At 64.6% G+C, this 21,562-nt stretch carries 19 protein-coding genes; 2 read left to right on the top strand and 17 right to left on the bottom strand.

The genetic code is table 11. The features are described from left to right. Positions 1-21 precede the first annotated feature (21 nt). Positions 22-657 carry an MBL fold metallo-hydrolase gene (locus HMPREF3151_RS05760; RefSeq protein WP_210383717.1) on the bottom strand — a complete coding sequence of 212 codons (636 nt, stop codon included), beginning with the start codon at positions 655-657 and terminating at the stop codon, positions 22-24. Positions 658-762: 105 nt separating this feature from the next. On the opposite strand from HMPREF3151_RS05760, the gene HMPREF3151_RS05755 reads away from it, so the two are divergent. Continuing rightward, complete coding sequence (locus HMPREF3151_RS05755) at positions 763-1,722, top strand: peptidylprolyl isomerase (RefSeq protein ID WP_070474405.1); 960 nt, start codon at positions 763-765, stop codon at positions 1,720-1,722. A 129-nt stretch (positions 1,723-1,851) separates the two neighbouring features. After that, positions 1,852-2,157: a hypothetical protein gene (locus HMPREF3151_RS05750; protein WP_070474401.1), complete on the top strand. Its 306-nt coding sequence runs from the start codon at positions 1,852-1,854 to the stop codon at positions 2,155-2,157. Positions 2,158-2,402: 245 nt separating this feature from the next. Here the strand turns inward: HMPREF3151_RS05750 and HMPREF3151_RS05745 are convergent, their stop codons facing one another. From HMPREF3151_RS05745 to thrS, 16 genes are all read right to left on the bottom strand, one after another. Continuing rightward, positions 2,403-4,478, bottom strand: a complete 2,076-nt coding sequence (locus HMPREF3151_RS05745) for a bifunctional metallophosphatase/5'-nucleotidase (RefSeq protein ID WP_070474398.1) — start codon at positions 4,476-4,478, stop codon at positions 2,403-2,405. Between the two features lie 185 nt (positions 4,479-4,663). Further along, positions 4,664-6,940: a RelA/SpoT family protein gene (locus HMPREF3151_RS05740; protein ID WP_070474395.1), complete on the bottom strand. Its 2,277-nt coding sequence runs from the start codon at positions 6,938-6,940 to the stop codon at positions 4,664-4,666. Between the two features lie 47 nt (positions 6,941-6,987). Beyond that, entirely contained in the window at positions 6,988-7,563 is a 576-nt protein-coding gene (locus tag HMPREF3151_RS05735) for an adenine phosphoribosyltransferase (RefSeq protein WP_070474391.1), read from the bottom strand. 17 nt (positions 7,564-7,580) lie between these two features. Then, the gene (locus HMPREF3151_RS05730) at positions 7,581-9,203 is read right to left on the bottom strand and encodes an ABC transporter substrate-binding protein (protein ID WP_070474389.1); all 1,623 of its coding nucleotides are present in this window, start codon (positions 9,201-9,203) and stop codon (positions 7,581-7,583) included. 13 nt (positions 9,204-9,216) lie between these two features. Further along, a complete protein-coding gene (gene secF, locus HMPREF3151_RS05725; RefSeq protein ID WP_083290207.1) occupies positions 9,217-10,434 on the bottom strand; it encodes a protein translocase subunit SecF in 1,218 nt (405 codons plus the stop codon). Between the two features lie 2 nt (positions 10,435-10,436). Continuing rightward, positions 10,437-12,359, bottom strand: a complete 1,923-nt coding sequence (secD, locus tag HMPREF3151_RS05720) for a protein translocase subunit SecD (RefSeq protein WP_070474384.1) — start codon at positions 12,357-12,359, stop codon at positions 10,437-10,439. 156 nt (positions 12,360-12,515) lie between these two features. Further along, positions 12,516-13,592: a Holliday junction branch migration DNA helicase RuvB gene (gene ruvB / locus HMPREF3151_RS05715; protein WP_070474378.1), complete on the bottom strand. Its 1,077-nt coding sequence runs from the start codon at positions 13,590-13,592 to the stop codon at positions 12,516-12,518. 12 nt (positions 13,593-13,604) lie between these two features. Continuing rightward, the gene (gene ruvA, locus HMPREF3151_RS05710; RefSeq protein ID WP_070474371.1) at positions 13,605-14,219 is read right to left on the bottom strand and encodes a Holliday junction branch migration protein RuvA; all 615 of its coding nucleotides are present in this window, start codon (positions 14,217-14,219) and stop codon (positions 13,605-13,607) included. Further along, positions 14,216-14,749, bottom strand: a complete 534-nt coding sequence (ruvC, locus tag HMPREF3151_RS05705) for a crossover junction endodeoxyribonuclease RuvC (RefSeq protein WP_070474368.1) — start codon at positions 14,747-14,749, stop codon at positions 14,216-14,218. Before ruvC ends, ruvA begins: the two co-directional genes overlap by 4 nt. Positions 14,750-14,874: 125 nt before the next feature. After that, positions 14,875-15,627, bottom strand: a complete 753-nt coding sequence (locus tag HMPREF3151_RS05700; protein ID WP_070474365.1) for a YebC/PmpR family DNA-binding transcriptional regulator — start codon at positions 15,625-15,627, stop codon at positions 14,875-14,877. A 66-nt stretch (positions 15,628-15,693) separates the two neighbouring features. After that, positions 15,694-16,149, bottom strand: a complete 456-nt coding sequence (locus HMPREF3151_RS05695) for a hypothetical protein (protein ID WP_070474362.1) — start codon at positions 16,147-16,149, stop codon at positions 15,694-15,696. Then, positions 16,146-17,237: a glycosyltransferase family 4 protein gene (locus HMPREF3151_RS05690; RefSeq protein WP_070474358.1), complete on the bottom strand. Its 1,092-nt coding sequence runs from the start codon at positions 17,235-17,237 to the stop codon at positions 16,146-16,148. The genes HMPREF3151_RS05695 and HMPREF3151_RS05690 overlap by 4 nt, the downstream gene beginning before the upstream one ends. Before the next feature lie 5 nt (positions 17,238-17,242). Further along, positions 17,243-18,187, bottom strand: a complete 945-nt coding sequence (locus HMPREF3151_RS05685) for a phosphatidylinositol mannoside acyltransferase (protein WP_070474355.1) — start codon at positions 18,185-18,187, stop codon at positions 17,243-17,245. Then, the gene (gene pgsA, locus HMPREF3151_RS05680; protein WP_070474352.1) at positions 18,188-18,823 is read right to left on the bottom strand and encodes a phosphatidylinositol phosphate synthase; all 636 of its coding nucleotides are present in this window, start codon (positions 18,821-18,823) and stop codon (positions 18,188-18,190) included. Further along, positions 18,816-19,436: an ATP adenylyltransferase gene (locus tag HMPREF3151_RS05675; RefSeq protein WP_246815212.1), complete on the bottom strand. Its 621-nt coding sequence runs from the start codon at positions 19,434-19,436 to the stop codon at positions 18,816-18,818. The genes pgsA and HMPREF3151_RS05675 overlap by 8 nt, the downstream gene beginning before the upstream one ends. Beyond that, positions 19,408-21,462 carry a threonine--tRNA ligase gene (gene thrS / locus HMPREF3151_RS05670; RefSeq protein ID WP_070474346.1) on the bottom strand — a complete coding sequence of 685 codons (2,055 nt, stop codon included), beginning with the start codon at positions 21,460-21,462 and terminating at the stop codon, positions 19,408-19,410. Before thrS ends, HMPREF3151_RS05675 begins: the two co-directional genes overlap by 29 nt. Between the last annotated feature and the right edge of the window lie 100 nt (positions 21,463-21,562).

Raw genomic sequence — 21,562 nt, 5'->3', positions numbered from 1 at the left:
CCGCCCGGGGCGAATGCCCGTTTAGCGGTCCGCGTTGGCCTGGCGCAGGTACGGGTTGGTCGCGCGCTCCTGCGCCACGGTCGTCGCGGGGCCGTGGCCGGGCAGCACTTGCAGTTCGTCGGCTAAGTCCCACACCGGCCCCCGCAGCGATTCCTGCATTTGCGCCGGGTCCGAGTCCGGCAAGTCTGTGCGCCCGATGGCGCCGCGGAACAGCACGTCGCCGGAGAAAACTACCTCGTCGGCGACCAGCATCACGCAGCCCGGCGAATGGCCCGGGGCGTGCACCACCCGCAACTCCACGCCGGCGATTTCCACGGTCTGGCCATCCTCGAGTGGCGTGGGGTTACCGATTGGGGGCATGGCGGAGGCGTCGTGAAGCTGGCGTGCTTGCTCGCTGACACCCTCGCCCCGCAGCAGCATGAACGCATCCGCTGGGTGGATGAACGTCTCCACGCCGAACGCTGCGGCGTCGCGGATGTGGTCGATGTGGCCGTGCGTGAGCACCACCGCCTCGATGGTCAGCCCCTGCTCCTGCACCAGCTGGCTCACCGCCTCGTGCGCGCCCATCCCCGGGTCGATCACAAACGCGCGATCCCCGTTAGCAACGACATAGCAGTTGGTTTGAAAAGGTCCTGCGGCGAAACCGGCGATTCTCATGCTGGTCACTATATCGGTGCTGCTAGGCTTTCTAGCCGTTCAAGGGCGGATGCGTATCGACGTCTGCTCCGCCCACCCCAACACAATGGCGAGGTGTATAGCCCAGTGGCATCGAACGAACAGCGCGGCAAAGAAGCCCTGTCCCACCTGAAAAGCGAACTGGATTCACGCGACCGCAAGGAAAAGTCCCGCCCCTGGTCGGTGGCAGCCATCTCGGCGGCCGTGATCGCGTTGATCGGCGGCGGCATCTACTTTGCTGCCAACAACGACAGCGGCGACAACCTTGCGTCCGACGAGACAACCGCAGCAACCGAGGCCACCACTGAGGAGCAGGAGCCGTTCGACGCCTCGCAGTTCGAACCGATCGCAACTCAGCGCGAGAAGGCGCTGCCGCCAACCGTGAACTGCACCTACAACGAGGCAGCAGAGCAGGGCGGCGACGGCGTCGGCACCCCGAAAACGTCGGGCGTATCCACCGACGGCACTCTCACCGTCGAGCTCGATACCAACCAGGGACCCATCGGCATGGAGCTGGACCGTGCGGCCTCCCCGTGCACGGTCAACGCCGTTGAATACCTCGCCGAGGAAGGCTTCTACGACGACACCGTCTGCCACCGCCTGACCACCGGCGACGGTTTGAAGGTCCTGCAGTGCGGCGACCGCGCCGGCAACGGCTCGGGTGGCCCCGGCTTCCAGTTCGCCAACGAGCTGCCCACCGACAAGGCCCTCGAAGGCATCGACCTGGCCGAGATGGGCATGCCGGAAGGCGCCTCGGAGGAAGAGATGATGCAGGCCAAGACGATGATGCTGCAGCAAAACAACGAGCCGCAGCGCTACGACCGCGGCACCATCGCCATGGCCAACGCCGGTGTGGACACCAACGGCTCCCAGTTCTTCCTCAACTACGGCGACTCCGTGCTGCCGCCGCTGTACACCTACTTCGGCCAGATCGACGACGAGGGCCTTGCCACCCTGGACAAGATCGCCGAGGCAGGCGTCGAAGGTGGCCAGCAGGACGGCGCCCCGGCGGACGAGGTCCGCATCAAGAAAGTATCCGTCAAGTAACGCTTTCACGAGCCGCAGCGACGTAGCTCTGGGAATCGCCTCAGAGCTTGCTGTCCTAGGTAGCGCGTATGCAGCGCACCCGATAGCATTCCGAGAAGCACACACATTTATACGAGTGAGGAATATTCGATGAAGCTTCGCACCAGCCTTGCGGCAGCCGCAACCGCCACCGCAGTGATGGTTTCCGGCGCCGCAGTTGCCGACGCAGCTCCGACGGTCAACGACACCGAGGAGAGCCGCTCCAAGGACTCCGGCGACAGCGGCAAGAACAACGACAAGAAGACCATCAAGGACAGCTTGTCCTCCTCTGACGAAGAGGGATCCTCCATCGAGGACATGAGCCCGGAGGAGCTCAAGAGCTGGATCGCCGTGGTCACCGCGATCATCGGCATGCTCACCCAGGTGCTTTCCGTCGCATCCAAGTTCGCGCGTTAAACGCCGCGCACCCGCACGGCGCGCACTCGCGGCGCTGTGCACACTCGCGCCACTGCGCAAAGCACAACCGGCTACCTACTACCGGCTACCAGCGAAAATTTCCGTTGGTAACCGGCTCTAGGTAGCCGGTTCTTTTTCGTTCCAGCCCGACGACCACACCAGCGGCGACGCCGCCGCTTCCCCGCAAGGGAGGAACCGGCGGCGTCGTCGTGGACAGCCTGTGTCACATCAGGCGCATCGTCGCATTACTTGTTGGGGTTCAGCAGTGCGATCGGGCCGAGTACGGAATCGATCGGGAACGCCAGTGCCAGCGGGAGCACCAATGCCAGGACAGCTGCGATGACGCCGACGATCACGCCGATCGGCGCGTCGGAAGAAGAGCCCTGCTCCTCCGGGCCCGGCTTCTCAGCCTCAGCCACGGTCACCGGCAGGGACACCTTGGTGCCTGCATCGGTGGTGATCTCCAGGGCCTGTTCGCCAGCGACACCAGCCGGGATCTCCAGCTCGACCTTTGCGCGGCCCTGCTCGCCGAAGCCCTTGTCGGCGTCGGTGACAGCGTTGTCGACGTCGGCGGTAGCCGAGGCCTTGCCAACCTTTGCGGTGACGGTCTTGGCCTGCGCCTCGCCCTCGGAGGAGTAGCTCAGGGAGGTCAGCTCGATGGTGTTCTTCTGGCCCGCCTTCAAGCCACCCTCCGGGAGCACCACACCGACGTCCTTCTGACCGGTGCGAACCTTCGCGTCGCCGGTCTGCAGGTAGTCCACGAATGCCTGCAGGTCGTTGTAGCCCACATCGTTGCGGTCGCGGACCTCTTCCGCGTTGATCAGGGCGTCGCCGCCGTCGAGCAGGAAGGTCGATGCTGCGACGGTGTAGTCCTTCCCCAGATCCACGGACTCGCCGTTGATCTGGATGTCCAGGACGCGGTTGCCGCGCTCAGCGTTCGGGTTGTAGGTGTAGGACACGTTGTCGGACAGGCCCATGTCCAGGCGCGGGCGGCCGGACTTCTCGGCGGCTTCCGGGGTCTGCCACTGGTTCTCCAGGGCTTCCTTGATGGCGGCGCCGGAGAGGGTTGCGACCGCGATGTTGTTGCCGAACGGCTGGACGGTGGCGGCCTGCTCGTAGGTCACGTCGCCCTCGGCCAGGTCCGCGCGGACACCGCCGGCGTTCATGACACCGAAATCAATCTTGGTGTCCAGGAAGGCGGACAGCGCCACGACGGCGGACTGGGCCAGCATGTTGTTCGCAGTGGACTCGGTGCCGCGGTTCGAACCCGGCTTGTCCTCCGGGTTGGAGCCGCGCTTGAAGTCGGCGTCGATGTTGGCGACGACCTTCTGGCCGAGATCCTTGGCGATCTTGTCGGCCTCGTCGACGATCTTCTCCACCTCCGGGTCCGGGGTGATGCCGAGCTCCTCGAGGTGGGTGGCGTCAATCTGCTTGCCCTCGACCTTCACGACCTTCTTCTCGGCCTTGTCGTAGGTCAAGGCGATGTCGGTGACCACCTTGCCGTACTCGTGGGACTGCGCGTAGGGCACCTTGCCGTCGCGGTCGAGCTCCAGACGCTTGATGTGGTCGTCGCCGCCGAAAATGAAGTCGACGTACTCCGGGTTGAGCTTCGGGGCGCTGGTGTCGGCCGGGTCGTGGATAAGCGCGATGACCAGGTCAGCCTCGCCGGACTCCTTGATCTTCTTCGCCTCGACGTTGACCTGCTCGGCGGAATCCGTGAACTCGACGCCTGCGACGTTTGCCGGGCTGGACTTCTCCTTGGTCAGGTTGGAGGTGGTGCCCACCAGCGCCACCTTCACGCCGTCCTTCTCCACAACGGTGTACGGCTTCACAGTCTGCTTGCCGTCGACGAAGATGTTGGCGCCGAGCTGCTTATTCTTCGTGCCCGGCACGATACGGTCGATGAGGTCCTTGTAGCCCTTATCGAACTCGTGGTTGCCCACAGCGGAGCCTTCGGTGCCGATGGCGTTGATGAAGTCCATCGTGTACTTGTCGTCGGAGATGAAGGAGATGAACGCGGAGCCGCCCTGATTGTCGCCGGAGGTGGTGACAATCGTGTTCGGGTTCTGCTCGCGCAGGTAGTTCATGATGCCTGCGACGTTGGCAGCGCCCATCTCGTCGCCAGCCTTCGGGGTGACCTCACCCGAATCCCGGTCCGTGGTCAGGTTCGCCTTCAGTCGACCGTGGAAGTCGGTGATGTTGGCAACGTTGATGGTGACCTGGTCGGCCTCAGCGGCTGCGGCGAACGGTGCTGCGGTGAGCACAACAGCAGTCGTGGTGGTTGCGGCGATCAGCGCGCCAGCGCGGCGGAAATCAAACACGGGAGACTCCTCAAATATGCGGGATGGTGTCCCTCCCTTGTATCCCGGTTTCCGAGTTCCCGCAGAACAACTTCACCGCATACAAACCCTTTTGCTGGGGAAATAACCTTCCGTGCACCAACATTTCATCTGTTGGAAACCTGGACGCCGGCTGGGGGGATGGCTAGGGCAACCTTTGGCCGTCGTTAAGCAGTTACGCGATAGACGTCGAAGACACCCTCGATGTTGCGGATCTGGTTCATGATGGAACCGAGCTGCTTAATGTCGGAGACCTCGATGGTCAAACGGATGGTGGCGATGCGGTCGTCGCCCGCCTGGGACGACATGGCCAAGATCGGCAGCTTCGCCTCCGAGAGCACCCCTGTGGTCTCCGTGAGCAATCCGTTGCGGTCCAGCGCCTCCAGCTGGATCGTGGCTCGCGACGAGCTCCTGTGCGACCGCTGGTTCGCCCACTCAACATCAACCAAGCGCTCCGGCTCGTCCTTGAGCTTGTTGGCGTTCGTGCAGTCAGTGCGGTGCACCGACACTCCCCCGCCACGGGTGACAAAACCGAAGATGGCGTCGCCCGGCACCGGCTGGCAGCACTTTGCCAGCTTCGCCATCACATCTGGGCTGCCCTCCACAAGGATGCCTGGGCCATCGCTGCTGGCCTGCGGGCGCACGAGCGCCGACATCGGAGTGCGTGCCGTGAGCGCATCGACGGCATCGTCATCGCCGCCGAACATGTCCATCAGCAGGTGCGCAACGTGCTGGGACGAGACGTTGCCTGCACCGATGGCGGTGTACAGCGCATCCACGTCTTGGTAGTGCAGGCGCGTGGCCACCTGCCGCATGGACTCGTTGGTGAACAGCCGGTGCATGGGCAGCCCGCCACGCTGCACTTCTGCGGCGAGCGCATCGCGGCCAGCTTCGAGCTGCTCCTCACGGCGCTCCTTGGCAAACCACTGGCGGATCTTCGCCTTCGCACGCGGGGAAACCACAAAGTCCCGCCAATCGCGCGACGGGCCCGCGTTCTGGTCCTTGGAGGTGAAAATCTCGACCCTGTCGCCTGACTTGAGCTCGGTTTCAAGCGTAACCAGCTTGCCGTTGACTTTTGCTCCGATGCAGCGGTGGCCGACCTCAGTGTGGACTGCGTACGCGAAGTCCACAGGGGTGGAGCCTGCAGGCAGGTCCACCACGTCACCCTTCGGGGTGAAGGCGAAGATCTGCTGGCTTGTCAGGTCGTAACGCAAAGAATCGAGGAACTCGTTCGGGTCAGCGGCCTCCTTCTGCCAATCGAGCAGCTGCCGCATCCAGGCCATCTGGTCCACTTCGGACTGATCGCCCTTGTGCGAGCCCTTCGTCTCCTTGTAGCGCCAGTGCGCCGCCACGCCAAACTCGGCGTTGTAGTGCATCTCGTGGGTGCGCACCTGGACCTCAAGGGGGCGACCCGTGTGCGTCATCACGGTCGTGTGCAGCGACTGGTACACGCCGAAGCGCGGATTGGAGATGTAGTCCTTGAACCGGCCCGGCATCACGGAGTACAGCGAGTGCACCACGCCGATGGCCGCGTAGCAGTCGTTGACGGAATCAACCAGTACGCGGATGCCCACCAGATCAAAGATCTCGTTAAAGTCGTGGCCCCGCACCGACATCTTCTGATAAATCGACCAGTAGTGCTTCGGCCTGCCCATCACCTCGGCAGTGATGCCGTTGGAGGCGAGCTCCTTCTGCAGGACGTCGGTAATTTCCCGCAGCGCCCTGTCGCGGGACGGCGCGTGGTCCGCGACCATGCGCACGATCTCCTCGTACTTCTTCGGCTGCAGGATGGCAAACGCGAGATCTTCCAGCTCCCACTTCACGCTCGCCATTCCCAGGCGGTGAGCCAGCGGTGCGATGACGTCGAGGGTCTCCTGCGCTTTCTTCGCCTGCTTCTCCGGAGGCAAGAAGCGCATGGTGCGCATGTTGTGCAGGCGGTCCGCCACCTTGATCACCAGCACGCGTGGATCTTCTGCCATGGCCACGATCATCTTGCGGATCGTCTCCGCCTCGGCCGCCGCGCCGAGAGCAACCTTATCCAGCTTGGTCACTCCGTTGACCAGCTTTGCCACCTCGGGGCCGAAGTCGCGGGTCAGGTCGTCGAGGGAGTAGTCGGTGTCCTCGACAGTGTCGTGCAGAAGCGCCGCCACCAACGTTGTGGTGTCCATGCCGATTTCGGCGCAGATGGTCGCCACCGCGAGCGGGTGGGTGATGTACGGATCCCCCGATTTACGGAAAACCCCCTCGTGCAGGTGCTCCGCAGTGGAGTACGCGCGGTCGAGCAGTTCCGCGTCTGCCTTGGGGTGGAATTTGCGGTGCAACGACAGCAGCGGGTCAAGCACCGGGTTTGTCTTCGAGCGGCTGTTGCCCGTCAGCGACCGCGCCAGACGGGCAGACATGCTGCGCACGGAGGGGCCTGTCCTCTTCACCGGCTTGTCAGTCATTCCTAGCCTCCGATTCCAGAACTTCTCCCGCGACTAAAAACGTAATCCTACGCGTTCTCGGGGTGCTCCTCGCCGAGAACCACCAGCGGGGCGTCGCCAAGCTTGCTGCGCCCGCCGAGGCCCGGCACCTCGAGAACGACCACATAGCCTGCGACGGTGCCGCCGGCGCGCTCGATCAAATCCCGGGCGGCGACGAGGGTGCCGCCGGTGGCCAGCACGTCGTCTACAAGCACGATGCTCTTGCCGGTGATATCCACGCCGTCCGCCGGAATCTCGAGCGCGGCCGAGCTGTACTCCGTGGTGTACTCCTGAGTGATCACCGGCGGCGGCAGCTTGCCCTTCTTACGGATGGCCAGGATGCCGGTGCCGAGCTCATACGCCACAGCTGAGCCGAGCAGGAACCCGCGCGCGTCCAGGCCGCCGATGAGGTCGGCGCCGAGCTTGCGGCTGGCGGTGGCCATTTCCGCAATGACGATGTTCAGCGCTGCCGGATCCGCGAGCACCGGGGTGAGGTCCTCGAACAGGACGCCTTCTTCCGGGAAGTCCTGCACCTGACGGATCTTCTCCTTCAGGGCGTCGCGGGCGGTGGCGTAGCGGTTGCCGTCGATAGGTGTGGGGGCCATTGGTGTGGATTCTCCTGTTACTTTTCGGACGGGGTTGTTTCTGTGTTCAGCTGCCACCGGTCCATGTTCCAGCCGATGCCGGCAAGACCTGTGTACGGCACCACGTTACGCACTGCGCCATCCACGGCGAAGGTGCGGGGCTGCGCGGCGAGCGGAATGGACGGCAGCTGCTTCCACAGGTGCTCTTCCTGGGCGCGAAGCGCACCAAGTTCCTGGGCGCGGTTATTGGCGGATGGGAACTCCCGCATGGGGTCCGTGGCGTGCAAAATCACGTCGGCCGCGCCGTCGGTCCAGGTCTCATTGCCCCACTCGTCGTACTCCGCCCGTGGCAGATCCGCGAGCGTTTTTCCGCCCTCGGTCACGTCGGTGACTGTGATGCCGGCAGGCTCGCAGGTGCGGCGGATGGAATCCACCATGGCTGCGAACCGCGCGTCCGGGTACGGATAGCCGATGCGGATCTCAGTGCCATACAGCGCGGATGCGCCTTCGATGTCCACCTCGAGGTGCGGCGCCGCGACATCCTTGAGGCGCGCTGCCAGCGGATCTGAGTGCTGCAGCACGTGCAGCGGCGCAACGGGCACGTCGATGCCCGCTGCGTCGCTCGATGCCTTTGCGACGGCACGCAGGTCCACGCACTTGGCAAACGCCTGCCGGTTCTCGTGGATCGCCCACATACCGACCTGCGGGAAAGTCAGCGCCTCGGTGAGTTCACCGATCTGAGAGTCAACGCTGAGGCGGTTGCCCTCGGCGTTGACGTCGTGCCATGCCGGCGATGTCTCTCGCAGATCGCCTATGCGGAGCGCCTCATCCTCAGACAACTCGGCGGAATCAGCGGAACCGGGCCAGACAACCATCTCCGGGGTTTGTGGCGCGTCGCCGTAGTAGTGCTCGTTGGCCACCAGTGTCACTTCACCGCGCTCGCCCACCTCCGCGATCTTGAACGGCCCGAAGGACACCTGCAGTTCGGGATCAAACTCTGCCAGATTGAAACCGTGCCGCCACACGTCGCCGATCGGCTTGAGGCGGGAAAAGTCGTTGGACTGCAAATCGCCATCGAGCTCTTCCACACTTTTACCCAGTTTTGCCGCGACGGCATGAGCCGGCAGCACGGTGCCGGCGTCGAAAAGCCCGCGCCAGCGCGCGCCGCGCTTCTCCTTAAAGGTGAGCGTGAATTCCTTGGACCCGGGGGTGCAGGACAGCCCTTCCGTGTCATCGAATAGCGGCATGTGCGAGCCAAACATGCCCGGGTAGTGGCCGGCCGTGAACGTGAGGAGGAAGTCGGAGCACGTGACCGGTGTGCCGTCGGAAAATACCGCGGCATCGGACAGGGTGTATATCACCTTGCGCTGGTCGCCCGGTAGCACCTGGGTGGTGACCAAATCCGTGTTCGGGATCATCTGGCCGCTCGGCCCAGGCACGTACACGCCTGGATACAAACGCACCGAAAGCAACTCCGCTAGATCGGTGGCACCTTCTAAGGCGCCGGCGTTTGTGGTGCGCAACTCTCCAAGTGCCTGATAACCGAACAACTTTTTCGATTCCTGGTCCTCGCGGTCGTCCGCGCTGCACGCGGACAGAGCGAAGACGCTGAGTGCCGTCGCCGCGACTGCGGCGACCGCACGGGTGAAACGTCCTGCCATGGTTTGCCGCCGTCTACCTACCTGGACGCCAGGTCGTGGAACCGGTGGCACCGGTGGCACCGGTGGACTCGTCGACCGTCGATTCGGTACGGCGTACCGGAGCGGCAACCTGACGCTTCTCGTGGACAACCTCTTCGGTTGCCTCGTCCTCGACCTCGCCAGCGCCGCGGGCGCGGTAGCGCTCCACTGCGGCGTTGTGGTCCTTGTACTTCTTCTTGCGGTTAACCAGGCTCACCAGCAGCGGGGTGGCCAGGAACAGCGAGGAGAAAATGCCTTCGACGACACCGATGAGCTGGATCAGGGCGAGATCCTTCAGGGTGCCCACACCAAGCATCCACACGGCCACGATCATCAGCGCCACAATCGGCAGCGCCGAAATCACGGAGGTGGAGATGGAACGCATCACCGTCTGGTTGACGGCCAAGTTCGCCTCCTCGGCGTAGGTGGAGCGGCGCGAATCCAACACACCCGAGGTGTTCTCGCGCACCTTGTCAAACACGATGACCGTGTCGTACAGGGAGAAGGTCAGCACAGTGAGCAGACCGATGATCATCGCCGGGGTGACCTCGAGGCCGAACAGAGCGTAGATACCGGCGATCAGCACCGCGTCGACGATGAGCGCAGCCATTGCCGCTGCCGCCATCTCGCGCTGCAGGCGCACCGCCACGTACACCGCAGCGGCGACCAGGAAGACAGCCATGGCAAGCAGCATGCGGTTGGTGATGGTGGAGCCCCAGGACTCGGACACAGTGGAATCACCGATTGCGTCGGCGTTGGGCTCGCCGGTGTGGTCTTCTACCTGGTATTCGTCGAAAATTGCTTGACGTGCGGCGTCAATCTGCTCCTGGGTGAGGTGGCCGGAATTGATCTCCAACGTGCGGGTGTCGCCGGAGCCGACAATCTGGGTCAGCTCAGGGGTCACACCAGTCGCATCGACGAAGGTCTCCTCCACCTCCTCGGCAACGAGCTCGCCGGCGGGCATGGTCATCTTCGTGCCGCCTTCAAAGTCGATGCCCATGTTGAAACCGCGCAGCAGCATGGCCAGCAGGGAAATAACCACCAGAGCGAGGGTGATGCCGTACCACAGTTTGCGGCGCCCCACGAAGTCGATGGCGCCGCTGCCGTCGTAGAGCGTTTCCGCTGAACGCTTGGTTTTCACGGGGGCGAGGGTGTCCCCTGTTCGCCCTGCCTCAGCGGAGGTCTGAGCCGGAGTTGCCTTGGTTCTCGACATGTCTAGTTCTCCTCAATCGTTGCGGCTGGCTGAAGCACTTGCTTGTCGACGTCCCCCGGCTGCTCGACGTGTCGAGCCTCCGACCGACGTGCTTCGGCGGTCTTAAACGCTTTACCCATGCCGTTGACGGACGGCTTGGACCAGAACCGGCTGCGCGACGCGATAATAAGCAGCGGTGCGGTAACCAGGAAGGTGACAATCAGGTCGAACACGGTGGTCAGACCCATGGTGAAGGCGAAGCCCTTCACGTCGCCAACGGCGAGGAAGTAGATGATCACAGCACCGATCAGGGTGACCATGTTGCCGGTGATGACCGTGTCCTTCGCCCGCTGCCAGCCGGAGGCGGTGGCAGAGCGGAACGTCTTGCCCTTGCGCACCTCGTCCTTGATGCGCTCGTAGATGACGATGAAGGAGTCGGCCGTGGCACCGATACCGATGACCAGGCCAGCGATGCCGGAGAGGTCCAGGGAGTAGCCGATCCAGCGGCCCAGCAGCACCAAGGTGCCGTAGACGAGCGCACCTGCGGCGACGAGCGACGCGAGCGAGATCAGGCCGTAGAGGCGGTAGTAGGCGAAGACGAACAGAGCGACCAGGATCAGGCCCACCAGGCCGGAGTACAGGCCGGCCTTCAGGGATGCCTGGCCGAGTGACGGCGGCACGGACAGCGCGGTGCCGCCCGGCTCGCCGTTTTCACCGGCAAACGACAGCGGCAGCGCGCCGTAGCGCAGGTTGTTGGCGAGGCCTTCCGCCTCTTCCTGCGTGAAGTTGCCGGTGATGGACGTTGCGGAACCGGGCGGGGTCGCGCCCTGGATCACCGGCGCGGAAATCACCTGGGAGTCCAGCGTGATGGCAATCTGCTTCTGCAGCATCTCGCTGGTCAGGCGCGCCCACGTCTCGGAGCCATTGGGCTCGCCTGCCTGGCTAAACGCGAAGCTAATCTCCATCTGGCTGGACTGCGGGTTGAAACCGCCGGTGATCGCGCGGTTGGTGTCGATCTGCTCACCGGTCAGGCGCGGGCCGTCAGCGTCGGTAACGCCGTTGAGCAGGGGCACCTCGTCGAGAAGCAGCGCCTGGCCGGTTGTCGGGTCGCAGGAGACCAGCGGCAGGTCGGCCTTGTCGGAGCCAGCCAGCGGGTCGGTGATCTGGCCCATGCAGCGCGCCGACATCAAGGTCAGGGCAGCGAACTGCTCGGTCGGGTCGGTGGACTGGCGGGTGCGGCGGAGCATGTCCGTCGTCTCCTGCCGGCGCTCCGCCGCCTCGACCGGACCGTTCGGCTCCGGCAGCGGCTCAGCACTCACCTGCGGGACATCCTTCGGCGCCTCCGGGGCTTCTTCCTTCGGCGCGATGTCCTTGCCTACGCCGCTTTCATCCTGCGGCTGTTCTGCAGCCTCTTCGGCTTGCTTCTCCGCGGCTTCCTTACGCGCGGCAATCTGGGTGAGCACGGCCTGGCCTTCCTGCGGGGAGAAAATGCCGTACTTGACCCACTCATTGGTCATGTCCAAAGTGACGTCGTCGATTGTGGTGCTGTCCGCTGCCGGCGGGTCAAGCACCGGGCGGAAGAACAGCTGCGAGGTCTGGCCGATGTTGCGGATCTCCGCCGTGTCGTCGCCGGCCGCCTCGATGACAATCGTGTTGCCGTCCACAACCACGGAGGCTCCGGAGACACCCATGCCGTTGACGCGGTTTTCAAGGATATTGCGCGCGTCCTGCAGTTGCTCGTTCGTCGGTTCGTCGCCCTGCGGGACCAGAGTGACACGGGTGCCGCCCTGCAAATCAATGCCAAGCTTCGGCTCAGCGGTTTTGCTTCCGGTGAAAAAGACTAGGGCGTAGACGCCGATGACAATGAGGGTAAACAGCGCGAGCAGCCGAGCAGGCCAGCGCTTCTTTCCCTTCACTTCGCGGGACCGCCGAGTGTTGTTGGACACTGAGCTGACTCCTCTGCTTTCCGAGCTCCAATTTTCTCCTCCACCGGAGCCCACAACACCCGATAAGAGGCACAAATGAAGGGCGTGCCGGTGGAGACACAACGGAACATGCTACGGCATAGCCCCGAAAAACTGGCAGTCCGGTCCGCGCCAGCCTTAATAGAGCGACATTTGTCCCGGTGCATCAGGGGGTGCCTGCAGCCCCAGGTGCTCCCACGCCGCGGCGGTAGCTACTCGCCCTCGCCCGGTTCGCGACATCAATCCCGCGCGCACAAGGTAAGGCTCGCACACCTCCTCGATAGTGCCGGGTTCTTCACCGACGGCAATGGCGAGTGTGCCCACGCCCACCGGCCCCCCGCCATGGCCGCGGATCAGTGCGTCGAGCACCGCCCGGTCAAGGCGGTCTAGTCCTAGCTCATCCACGTCGAAAACGCTGAGCGCTGAACGCGCCGCATCAAGGTCGACGTGGCCGTCCCCATGCACATCAGCCCAGTCGCGCACGCGGCGAAGCAGACGGTTGGCAATTCGCGGCGTGCCGCGCGAACGCGAGGCGATTTCTACCGCGGCATCTGTGTCGATGCGCACGCCGAGGATGTCTGCCGCGCGGCTGACCACCTGGGTCAGATCCTCCACGTCGTAGAACTCCATCTGGGCGGTAAATCCGAAGCGGTCGCGCAACGGCCCCGTGAGCATGCCAGCGCGGGTGGTTGCACCGACGAGGGTAAACGGCGGAATCTCCAGCGGGATCGAAGTTGCGCCAGGGCCCTTGCCGACGATTACGTCGATGCGGAAATCCTCCATCGCCATGTACAGCATTTCCTCGGCCGGACGGGCGATGCGGTGGATTTCGTCGATGAAAAGCACGTCACCTTCCATCAGGTTGGACAGCATCGCCGCCAAATCACCCGCGCGTTCCAGCGCAGGACCCGAGGTCATCCGCAGCGAGGTCCCAAGCTCCTGCGCCACGATCATTGCCATAGTGGTCTTACCCAGACCTGGTGGGCCGGACAGCAGGATGTGGTCCGGCGTCACCCCGCGGCTGCGCGCACCTGCGAGCACGAGGTTGAGCTGCTCGCGCACTTTGGGTTGGCCGATAAACTCGTTGATCGACTTCGGGCGCAGCGAGCGCTCAATGTCGTGCTCGTCTGCCTGCGCGTGTGCGTCTACTGGCGACGGCGGCTTCGCCGCGAACCCCTCCGGCAGTTCGAACTCGGTCTTTTCCACATCCGACACGGTGTACCTCCCCTACTTCTTGCCCAACTGGCTCAGCGCCTGGCGCAGCAACGCGGACGCGTTCTCCTCCGGCAGCTCCTCCACCAACGCGTCGACCACCGGCCGCGCCGAGCGTTCCTGGAACCCCAGGCCCACCAGCGCCTCGACCACCTGCTCGGAGACGAGCGAGGAGCCCTTTCCAGGTGCGGACGCGCCAGCAGTGGACGGAGAATCTCCATTCGGGATGAAGGCCTCCACCTTGTCCTTGAGCTCGAGGGCGATGCGCTCCGCCATTTTCTTCCCTACACCGGGGATGGACTGGATCGTCTTCGCGTCTCCGGCGGCGATGTGGGAGGACAGCTCGCCCGGGTCAAACACGGACAGCGACGCGAGGGCCAACTTCGGGCCTAACCCGGAGACACCCTGGAGCTTGTGGAACATCTCGCGGGCGTCCGCGTCGCCGAAGCCGTACAGAGTGACACCGTCGTCCTTGACCACCAATGACGTCATCACCCGGGCCTGTTCGCCGCGGATTAAGCGGCTGAGCGTTTGCGGAGTGGCGAGGAAGCGGTAGCCCACGCCCGAGCACTCTATGACCGCATGGTCGAGCCCGATAGTGAGCACTTCGCCGTTGAGAGAATCGATCATTGCTTCGCCGCTTTCATGGTCAACTGGTTGGTCCGTGCGATCAAGGGGGCGCGCCAGCAGTGGCACACCGCGATAGCGAGCGCGTCGGCCGCATCCGCCGGCTTCGGCGCCTCTGACAAGCCCAGGATGCGCGTGATCATCACCGTCATCTGCTTCTTATCCGCCCGCCCATTGCCGGAGATAGCCTTTTTCACTTCTGACGGGGTGTACATGTGCACCGGGATGCCCCGCTCTGCCGCCGCCAGCACCATCACGCCTACCGCGTGTGCTGTGTGCATGACAGTAGAGACGTTGCCGCGTTCAAAAATGCGCTCCATGGCGATGACGTCCGGGCGGTAGTCGTCGATCCACTCACCTACCGCGCGCGACAGACGCAGCAGCCGCTCCGCCAGCTCCGCCGTGGACGGAGTACGCACGACGCCGACGGCGACGGGGATGATCTGCCGGCCACGGCCCGCCTGCACAACGGAAAGGCCGCAGCGCGTCAAGCCCGGGTCGATCCCCATGACCCGCAGACCTTCCAGCGACATCGCATCCTCCCTTCCACACATGTGACACATATGTTCTACCACAGGAGGCGCAACAAACGCCCGCGCCACCAACGGCGGCGCGGGCGTTGCGCATAGCGAAAGACTGCGAAAGGCCAGTAAAAGGCCTAGTCCTCCAGCTGAGCCACGACCTCGTCAGAGAGGTTCATGTTGGTGTACACGTTCTGCACGTCGTCCGAATCCTCCAGTGCGTCGATGATGCGCATCATCTTCTTCGCACCCTCGACGTCGAGGTCAACCTCAACGTCCGCACGGAATTCCTGGCCGGCCTCCTCAATCTCGATACCCTCGCCGACGAGTGCCTCACGCACTGCCGGCAGGTCGGTCGGCTTGCAGGTGATCTCGAACTCCTCGCCGAGGTCGTTGACTTCCTCGGCGCCAGCGTCGAGCACCGCCATGAGCACGTCGTCCTCGCTGAGCTCGCCCTTCTGGATGGTCACCACACCGGTGCGCTCGAACATGTAGCCGACGGAGCCCGACTCACCTAGGTTGCCGCCGTTTTTGGTCATCGCGGTGCGCACCTCGGTGGCCGCGCGGTTGCGGTTGTCCGTCAGACACTCGATGAGCACTGCGACGCCGTTGACGCCGTAGCCTTCGTACATCACGGTCTCCCAGTTCGCGCCGCCAGCTTCTTCGCCGGAGCCGCGCTTGCGGGCGCGCTCGATGTTGTCGTTCGGCACCGAAGCCTTTTTGGCCTTGCGGATCATGTCGTCAAGGGTGGGGTTCGCGGCCGGGTCGCCGCCGCCGGTTCGTGCCGCGACCTCAATGTCCTTGATCATCTTCGCCCACAACTTCGACCGCTTCGCGTCGTTTGCGGCCTTCTTGTGCTTCGTGGTTGCCCACTTTGAGTGGCCCGCCATAACGCACCCCTTTTCCTCGGTTGACGTGTAACAGACGGCATTATACGCACCGCCGCGCCAAAGCTTTTACCGGTCGTCCCGCGCGAACTGTGGCAATGCCGCCGTGCCACCGAGCCGCAAGAAGCTCACCGACGGGCGAAGACGCAGCGCACGCGTATCCGCGACAGCGTCGTCGTAGAAGCGGATGGCCAACTCAGCTCGGATGTCCGCGTCGTTGAGCGGGCCCGGCGCACCCGCTCCTGCGTACCGTTCAGCCACCTGCGACGCCAAGTGCTCCTCTTGCGCGAGACGCGTGCGCACATCCTCAGGTGTCAGTCTGACCTGCTCCGTGCGCTGCGCTGCAGCACCGAGCTCGGGGTAGATTGCGGCGATGACGGCGCAGCGCCGGTCCAGAGCCGCTTGTAAAGCATCGCGCGAACGGTCGAGCCGGATGTGCAGGCGGTTGAGCCGCTGCGCCGTGTTGTAGGCCCATGCGGTCAGCGCCGTGACCACCACCGCCAACACCACCCACATGAAAGTCATAGCCACCCTTCCACCCCGACCTTCTCCCCAATCGACACCGCCTCGTACACCGCCAGCACTTGACGCGCCACGACAGACCAGTCGAAGTCTTCTGCCCGTTTCACGCCGCGGGCGGCCAGGTTGGCGCGAAACGGGACGTCGTCGATAAGCAACTGCAACTTCTGCGCGAGCGCCGTAGCGTCGCCGGGCGCGAACAGTAACCCCGCGTCGCCTTCGCACACTGCGGCGAACGCCGGAATGTCGCTGGCGACGACGGCGCAACCGGCGGCCATCGCCTCCACGAGAATGATCCCGAAAGATTCACCGCCAAGGTTCGGCGCCACAAAGATGTCGGCGCGGCCGAGGATCTCCGCCTTCTCATCCTCGGAAACCAGGCCCGCAAACTCGACGCCCTCGACCTTGCGGGGCGCGCCAGCTCCGATGACCGTCACGCGTGGCTTGTGCGGTAGCTGCTCCATCGCCTGCAGGAACACGTCCAGGCCCTTGCGGGGCTCGTCCAAGCGGCCCAGGAACACCACCTCGGCGGTGCGCTCTGGGGACTCCGACACGTGCCGTGCCGCCGCAAACCTGCCGGTGTCCACTCCGTTGGGGATGATCACGGGGTCGGTGCCCACCTGCTGCGACTGCCAACGCCACGCTTCTTCGCTCACGGCGATGCCTGCGCGGATCTTCTCCAGGCTGCCACGCAACGCAGGCAACGCGAGCTTCAGCGCGTAGGAGGACTCTGCCGAGGCGTGGTATGTGGCCACGATCGGGCCGGTAGCCATGCGCAACGCCGCCATGGAATAGCTCGGCGAATTCGGTTCGTGCACGTGCAGGATGTCAAAGTTGCCGCGCTCGATGAACTGCCGCGTTGTGCGCCGCACCTGGGGGCCGAAGGACAGGCGTGCGACCGAACCGTTGTATCGCACCGGTACTGCAGCCCCGCCCCGTGTCACCCACGCCGGAAGCTCGGCACTGCTGGAGGCTGGCCCGAGTACTTCAGCGTGGTGGCCCATCTCGCGCAGCTTGACCGCAAGGTCAAGGACGTGGGCTTGAACTCCGCCCGGCACGTTGAAGGAGTATGGACACACCAGACCAATTCTCACCCTGGCTACCTCCCCTGTTCGCGGTGCTTTCGCAGCCGCTGTTCCATCTCCCGGCGGCGACTCGGCTTCGGCGCGTCCTTAGGCCACAGCGGTTGCAGCATGTGCCAATCCGCCGGGTGTGCGGCGATGTTCTCGGCGAACTGGTCGGCCACCCGTTGCGCCGTTTCTTCGAGCGTGGTCACCTCCAATGGGGCGGAGATGCTGAAGCCCCAGCCGGGGTTGCGCCGGGTGCCCGTGAACCAAGAGTGGGCTACAAGCAGCGTCGCACCGGTATCCTTCGACAGCTTGGCCGGGCCCACCGGAAACGTCGTTTCCTCGCCGAAGAACGTCACCGGCACTCCGTTGCGTGAAAAGTCCCGCTCCCCTAGCAGGCACACTATGCCGCCGGCGGCGAGCACCTCCTTCAGCCGCTCGAACGGGGGCTGCTCACCCCCGGTCAAAGGCACAACATCGAAGCCGAGCGACTCCCGGAACTGCACGAACGCATCGAACAGCGCCTCAGGTTTCAGGCGTTCCGCGACGGTAGTGAACCCGCCGTAGTTTTCCGCCAGCCACGCCCCCGCCATGTCCCAGTTGCCCGTGTGCGGCAGCGTCAGCACCACCCCGCGGCCCCGCGCAACGGCGGCATCCAAGTGCTCGCGTCCGGCGACCCCTGCCGAAAGCGTCGAGTTCAACCCCGGATCGCCCGCCATCCGCGGCAGACGGAAGGCCTCCAGCCAGTAGCGTGCGTACGAGCGCAGGGCGTCTCGGACTAGCTCCCGGGTGACGTTTTCCGGCCCCACCACACGCGTGAGGTTGCGCCGGAGCATGTCCATGCCCGCGCCGTCGCCGGAGACGAGGTCGGCGGCCCACTCAGTGGCCCGCGCGGTCAACGGCGCAGGCAGCGCGCCGGCGATCTTCCAGCCGGCGATGTAGCCCGCGGCGACGAGCCGCTCCCGCGCGGAGACCATCTACGCCCCCGCCGGCGGCGCGATCTTCGCGTCCGCCCCCTTGTCACGCCCGGCAAACATCAGGCGCTGAACCACAGTGATCACGGAACCGACCAACAGGATCCATAACGAAACCACCACGGCGTTGGGCACACCGAAGCCCTCCAGCGCAATGCCGCCGAGCCCCAGAATCAAGCGCTCAGGACGTTCAATCAGCCCGCCGACGATCTTCAGCCCGCCGGCCTCGCCGCGGGCCTTGATGTAGCTGATGGTCTGCGAGAGCACAATGACCGCCAGGCACACCGCCACGTTCACGGGAGCCGCATCCGCGACGTAGATCAGCCACATCGCGATCGCCCCAAAGAGTGCACCGTCGGTCAGCCGGTCGCAGCTCGCGTCCAGCGTCGCCCCGAACGCGGTGCCTCCGCCGCGCAGCCTGGCCATCGTGCCGTCGACCATGTCGAAGGCGGCGAAGAACAGGCTGAGCACGGCCGCCCACACCAGGTGGCCTGTAGGGATGAGCACCATCGCCGTGAGCATGGTCAGCGCGGTGCCCGCAACGGTGGTCGTGTTCGGGGTCAGCCCGATCTTCAGCAGCCCTTTCGCCACCGGCTCGACCACTGCTGCGGCGGGTTTGCGTCCGTGCACGCTAAGCATGGTGTTCACCTGATTCAATCGCGTCGACTTCGCGCCAGCCGTCGGCAAGCAGCGCCCGCGTTTCCTGTAACAGTTGCGGCAGTACTTTGGTGCCGCCGATGACGGTCATGAAGTTCGCGTCGCCCGCCCAGCGCGGCACCACATGCAGGTGCAGGTGGTCGCCGACCGACCCGCCCGAGGCCTTGCCCAGGTTGAGCCCGACGTTGATCGCTTCCGGTTTGGACACGCGCTTGAGCGTTTTCACCGCGTGCTTCGCAAACACCATCAGCTCGTCGGTCTCCGCGTCGGTGAGTTCTTCCAGCTCAGCGACCTTGCGGTACGGCACCACCATCAGGTGGCCGGCGTTGTACGGGTACAGGTTGCACACCGCGTACACCGTCTTGCCGCGCGCGACGATGAGGCCGTCCTCGTCGCTCATCTGCGGGATTTCCAGGAATGGATCGCCTGTGCTTCTCGACGATCCTCCGGTCTCCCCCGTCTCGCTTTCCGCCGGCATCTGGGTGATGTAGCTGGAGCGGTACGGCGCCCACAGGCGGGCAAGACGGTCCGGATCGCCCACGCCGGTGTCGACGTAAGTCTCGCCGTTAGTTGGCGGCTGCAACGGTTTCCTCACTCGGCTGATCGTTGCGCTTGGCAGCGATCCAGTCCGCGATCAGCTCCACAGCGCGCTCGACCGGCACGCCGTTAATCTGGCTACCGTCGAGGAAGCGGAAGCTCACCGCGTTCGCCTCCACGTCGCGCTCGCCCGCGAGCAGCATGAACGGCACCTTGGACGTGGTGTGGGTACGGATCTTCTTCTGCATGCGGTCGTCCGAGTGGTCCACCTCGGCGCGGATGCCGCGCTCGCGCAGCTTTGCAACGACACCGTCCAAGTGGTCGGCGAACGCGTCGGCCACCGGGATACCCACCACCTGGTGCGGGGCCAGCCAGGCCGGGAACGCGCCAGCGTAGTGCTCGAGCAGCACGCCGAAGAAGCGCTCGATGGAGCCAAAGAGAGCGCGGTGGATCATCACCGGGCGCTTCTTCGAGCCGTCTGAGGAGGTGTAGGTCAGGTCGAAGCGCTCCGGCAGGTTGAAGTCCAGCTGAACAGTGGACATCTGCCAGGTGCGGCCGATGGCGTCGCGCGCCTGCACGGAGATCTTCGGGCCGTAGAATGCGGCACCCGCCGGGTCCGGCACGAGCTCCAGGCCGGACTTCTTGGCCACGGACTCCAGGATGTTGGTGGAGCGCTCCCAGATCTCATCGTCGCCGATGTACTTGTTCGGGTCCTTGGTGGACAGCTCCAGGTAGAAGTCGTCCAAACCGTAGTCCTGCAGCAGGGAAATGATGAACTCCAGCACGCTGGTCAGCTCGTCTTCCAACTGCTCCTCGGTGCAGTAGATGTGAGCATCGTCCTGCGTGAAGCCGCGGGCGCGCGTCAGGCCGTGGACCACGCCGGACTTCTCGTAGCGGTAGACGGTGCCGAACTCGAACAGGCGCAGCGGCAGTTCCCGGTAGGAACGCCCGCGCGAGTCGAAGATGAGGTTGTGCATCGGGCAGTTCATCGGCTTGGCGTAGTAGTCCACCGGCTGCTTGGTCACGTTGCCGTCTTCGTCGACCTCGCCGTCGAGCTTCATCGGCGGGAACATGCCGTCGGCGTACCAGTCCAGGTGGCCCGACTTCTTAAACAGGTCGCCCTTGGTCACGTGCGGGGTGTTGACGAAGGAGTAGCCGGCGGCGACGTGGCGCTCGCGCGAGTGCTGCTCCATGGTCATTCGCACGATGCCGCCGTCCGGGTGGAACACCGGCAGGCCAGAGCCGACCTCGTCCGGGAAGGAGAACAGGTCCAGCTCGTTGCCCAAGCGGCGGTGGTCGCGCTTTTCCGCCTCTTCGAGCATGGTCATGTACTCTTCGAGCTTTTCCTTGGACTCCCAGGCGGTGCCGTAGACGCGCTGCAGGCCGGCGTTGTTCTGATCGCCGCGCCAGTACGCGGCGGACGAGCGGGTGAGCGCGAACGCCGGGATGTACTTGGTGGTGGGCACGTGCGGGCCGCGGCACAGGTCGTGCCACTCCACCTCGTTCGTGCGCGGGTTGACGTTGTCATAGTGCGTCAGCTCGCCGGCACCGATTTCGGTGGCCTCATCGGAGTCCGGATCGACGTTGCCTTTGTCGTTGATCAGCTCGAGCTTGTACGGCTCGTCCTTGAGGTCTTCTGCAGCCTCTTCGGCGGAGGCGTAGACGCCGCGGACAAACTTCTGGCCCTGCTTGATGATCTTCTTCATGCGCTTTTCCAGCGCCTTCAGATCCTCGGACGTAAACGGCTCCGCAACGTCGAAGTCGTAGTAGAAGCCGTCCTCGATGGCCGGGCCGATACCCAGCTTGGTGCCGGGGAACTCGGCCTGCACAGCCTGGGCGAGCACGTGGGCGCAGGAGTGGCGGATCACGGAGCGGCCGAGCTCAGTGTTTGCAGGTACCGGCGTAAACGTCGCGGTTGCTTCGGGGACGTGCGAGAGGTCTTTCAGCTCGCCCGCTTCGTCCTGGACGCACACGACGGCGTCCTCCCCCTTATTCGGCAGGTTCAGCTCCCGCATGGCCGCGCCGACGGCGGTGCCGGCGGGAACCTCGAACGGTGCGAACTCGACTGCTGCTTCGGTAGACATATCTGTCGTGCGCTCCTTTGCGCGTCACTGGGCTGCGTCATACCTGGACGCCGCCCATCTTCTACGTTCTCTCCCGACGGCGCAGGTGGCGCGCCGGACG

Origin of the sequence: Corynebacterium sp. HMSC05H05 (genome assembly GCF_001807265.1) — a bacterium.
Classification (GTDB): domain Bacteria; phylum Actinomycetota; class Actinomycetes; order Mycobacteriales; family Mycobacteriaceae; genus Corynebacterium.
Note: the sequence above shows the minus strand (reverse complement) of the source record. Positions and strands in the feature narration are given on the sequence as shown.

Excerpts from the sequence above, each read along its gene's own strand:
- HMPREF3151_RS05750 (WP_070474401.1), top strand. The coding sequence starts at position 1,852 with ATGAAGCTTCGCACCAGCCTTGCGGCAGCCGCAACCGCCACCGCAGTG.
- HMPREF3151_RS05685 (WP_070474355.1), bottom strand. The coding sequence starts at position 18,187 with ATGGTCTCCGCGCGGGAGCGGCTCGTCGCCGCGGGCTACATCGCCGGC.
- ruvA (WP_070474371.1), bottom strand. The coding sequence starts at position 14,219 with ATGATCGATTCTCTCAACGGCGAAGTGCTCACTATCGGGCTCGACCAT.
- thrS (WP_070474346.1), bottom strand. The coding sequence starts at position 21,462 with ATGTCTACCGAAGCAGCAGTCGAGTTCGCACCGTTCGAGGTTCCCGCC.
- HMPREF3151_RS05735 (WP_070474391.1), bottom strand. The coding sequence starts at position 7,563 with ATGGCCCCCACACCTATCGACGGCAACCGCTACGCCACCGCCCGCGAC.
- HMPREF3151_RS05760 (WP_210383717.1), bottom strand. The coding sequence starts at position 657 with ATGAGAATCGCCGGTTTCGCCGCAGGACCTTTTCAAACCAACTGCTAT.
- secF (WP_083290207.1), bottom strand. The coding sequence starts at position 10,434 with ATGTCGAGAACCAAGGCAACTCCGGCTCAGACCTCCGCTGAGGCAGGG.
- pgsA (WP_070474352.1), bottom strand. The coding sequence starts at position 18,823 with ATGCTTAGCGTGCACGGACGCAAACCCGCCGCAGCAGTGGTCGAGCCG.
- ruvC (WP_070474368.1), bottom strand. The coding sequence starts at position 14,749 with ATGTCGCTGGAAGGTCTGCGGGTCATGGGGATCGACCCGGGCTTGACG.
- HMPREF3151_RS05730 (WP_070474389.1), bottom strand. The coding sequence starts at position 9,203 with ATGGCAGGACGTTTCACCCGTGCGGTCGCCGCAGTCGCGGCGACGGCA.
- HMPREF3151_RS05695 (WP_070474362.1), bottom strand. The coding sequence starts at position 16,149 with ATGACTTTCATGTGGGTGGTGTTGGCGGTGGTGGTCACGGCGCTGACC.
- HMPREF3151_RS05700 (WP_070474365.1), bottom strand. The coding sequence starts at position 15,627 with ATGGCGGGCCACTCAAAGTGGGCAACCACGAAGCACAAGAAGGCCGCA.
- HMPREF3151_RS05740 (WP_070474395.1), bottom strand. The coding sequence starts at position 6,940 with ATGACTGACAAGCCGGTGAAGAGGACAGGCCCCTCCGTGCGCAGCATG.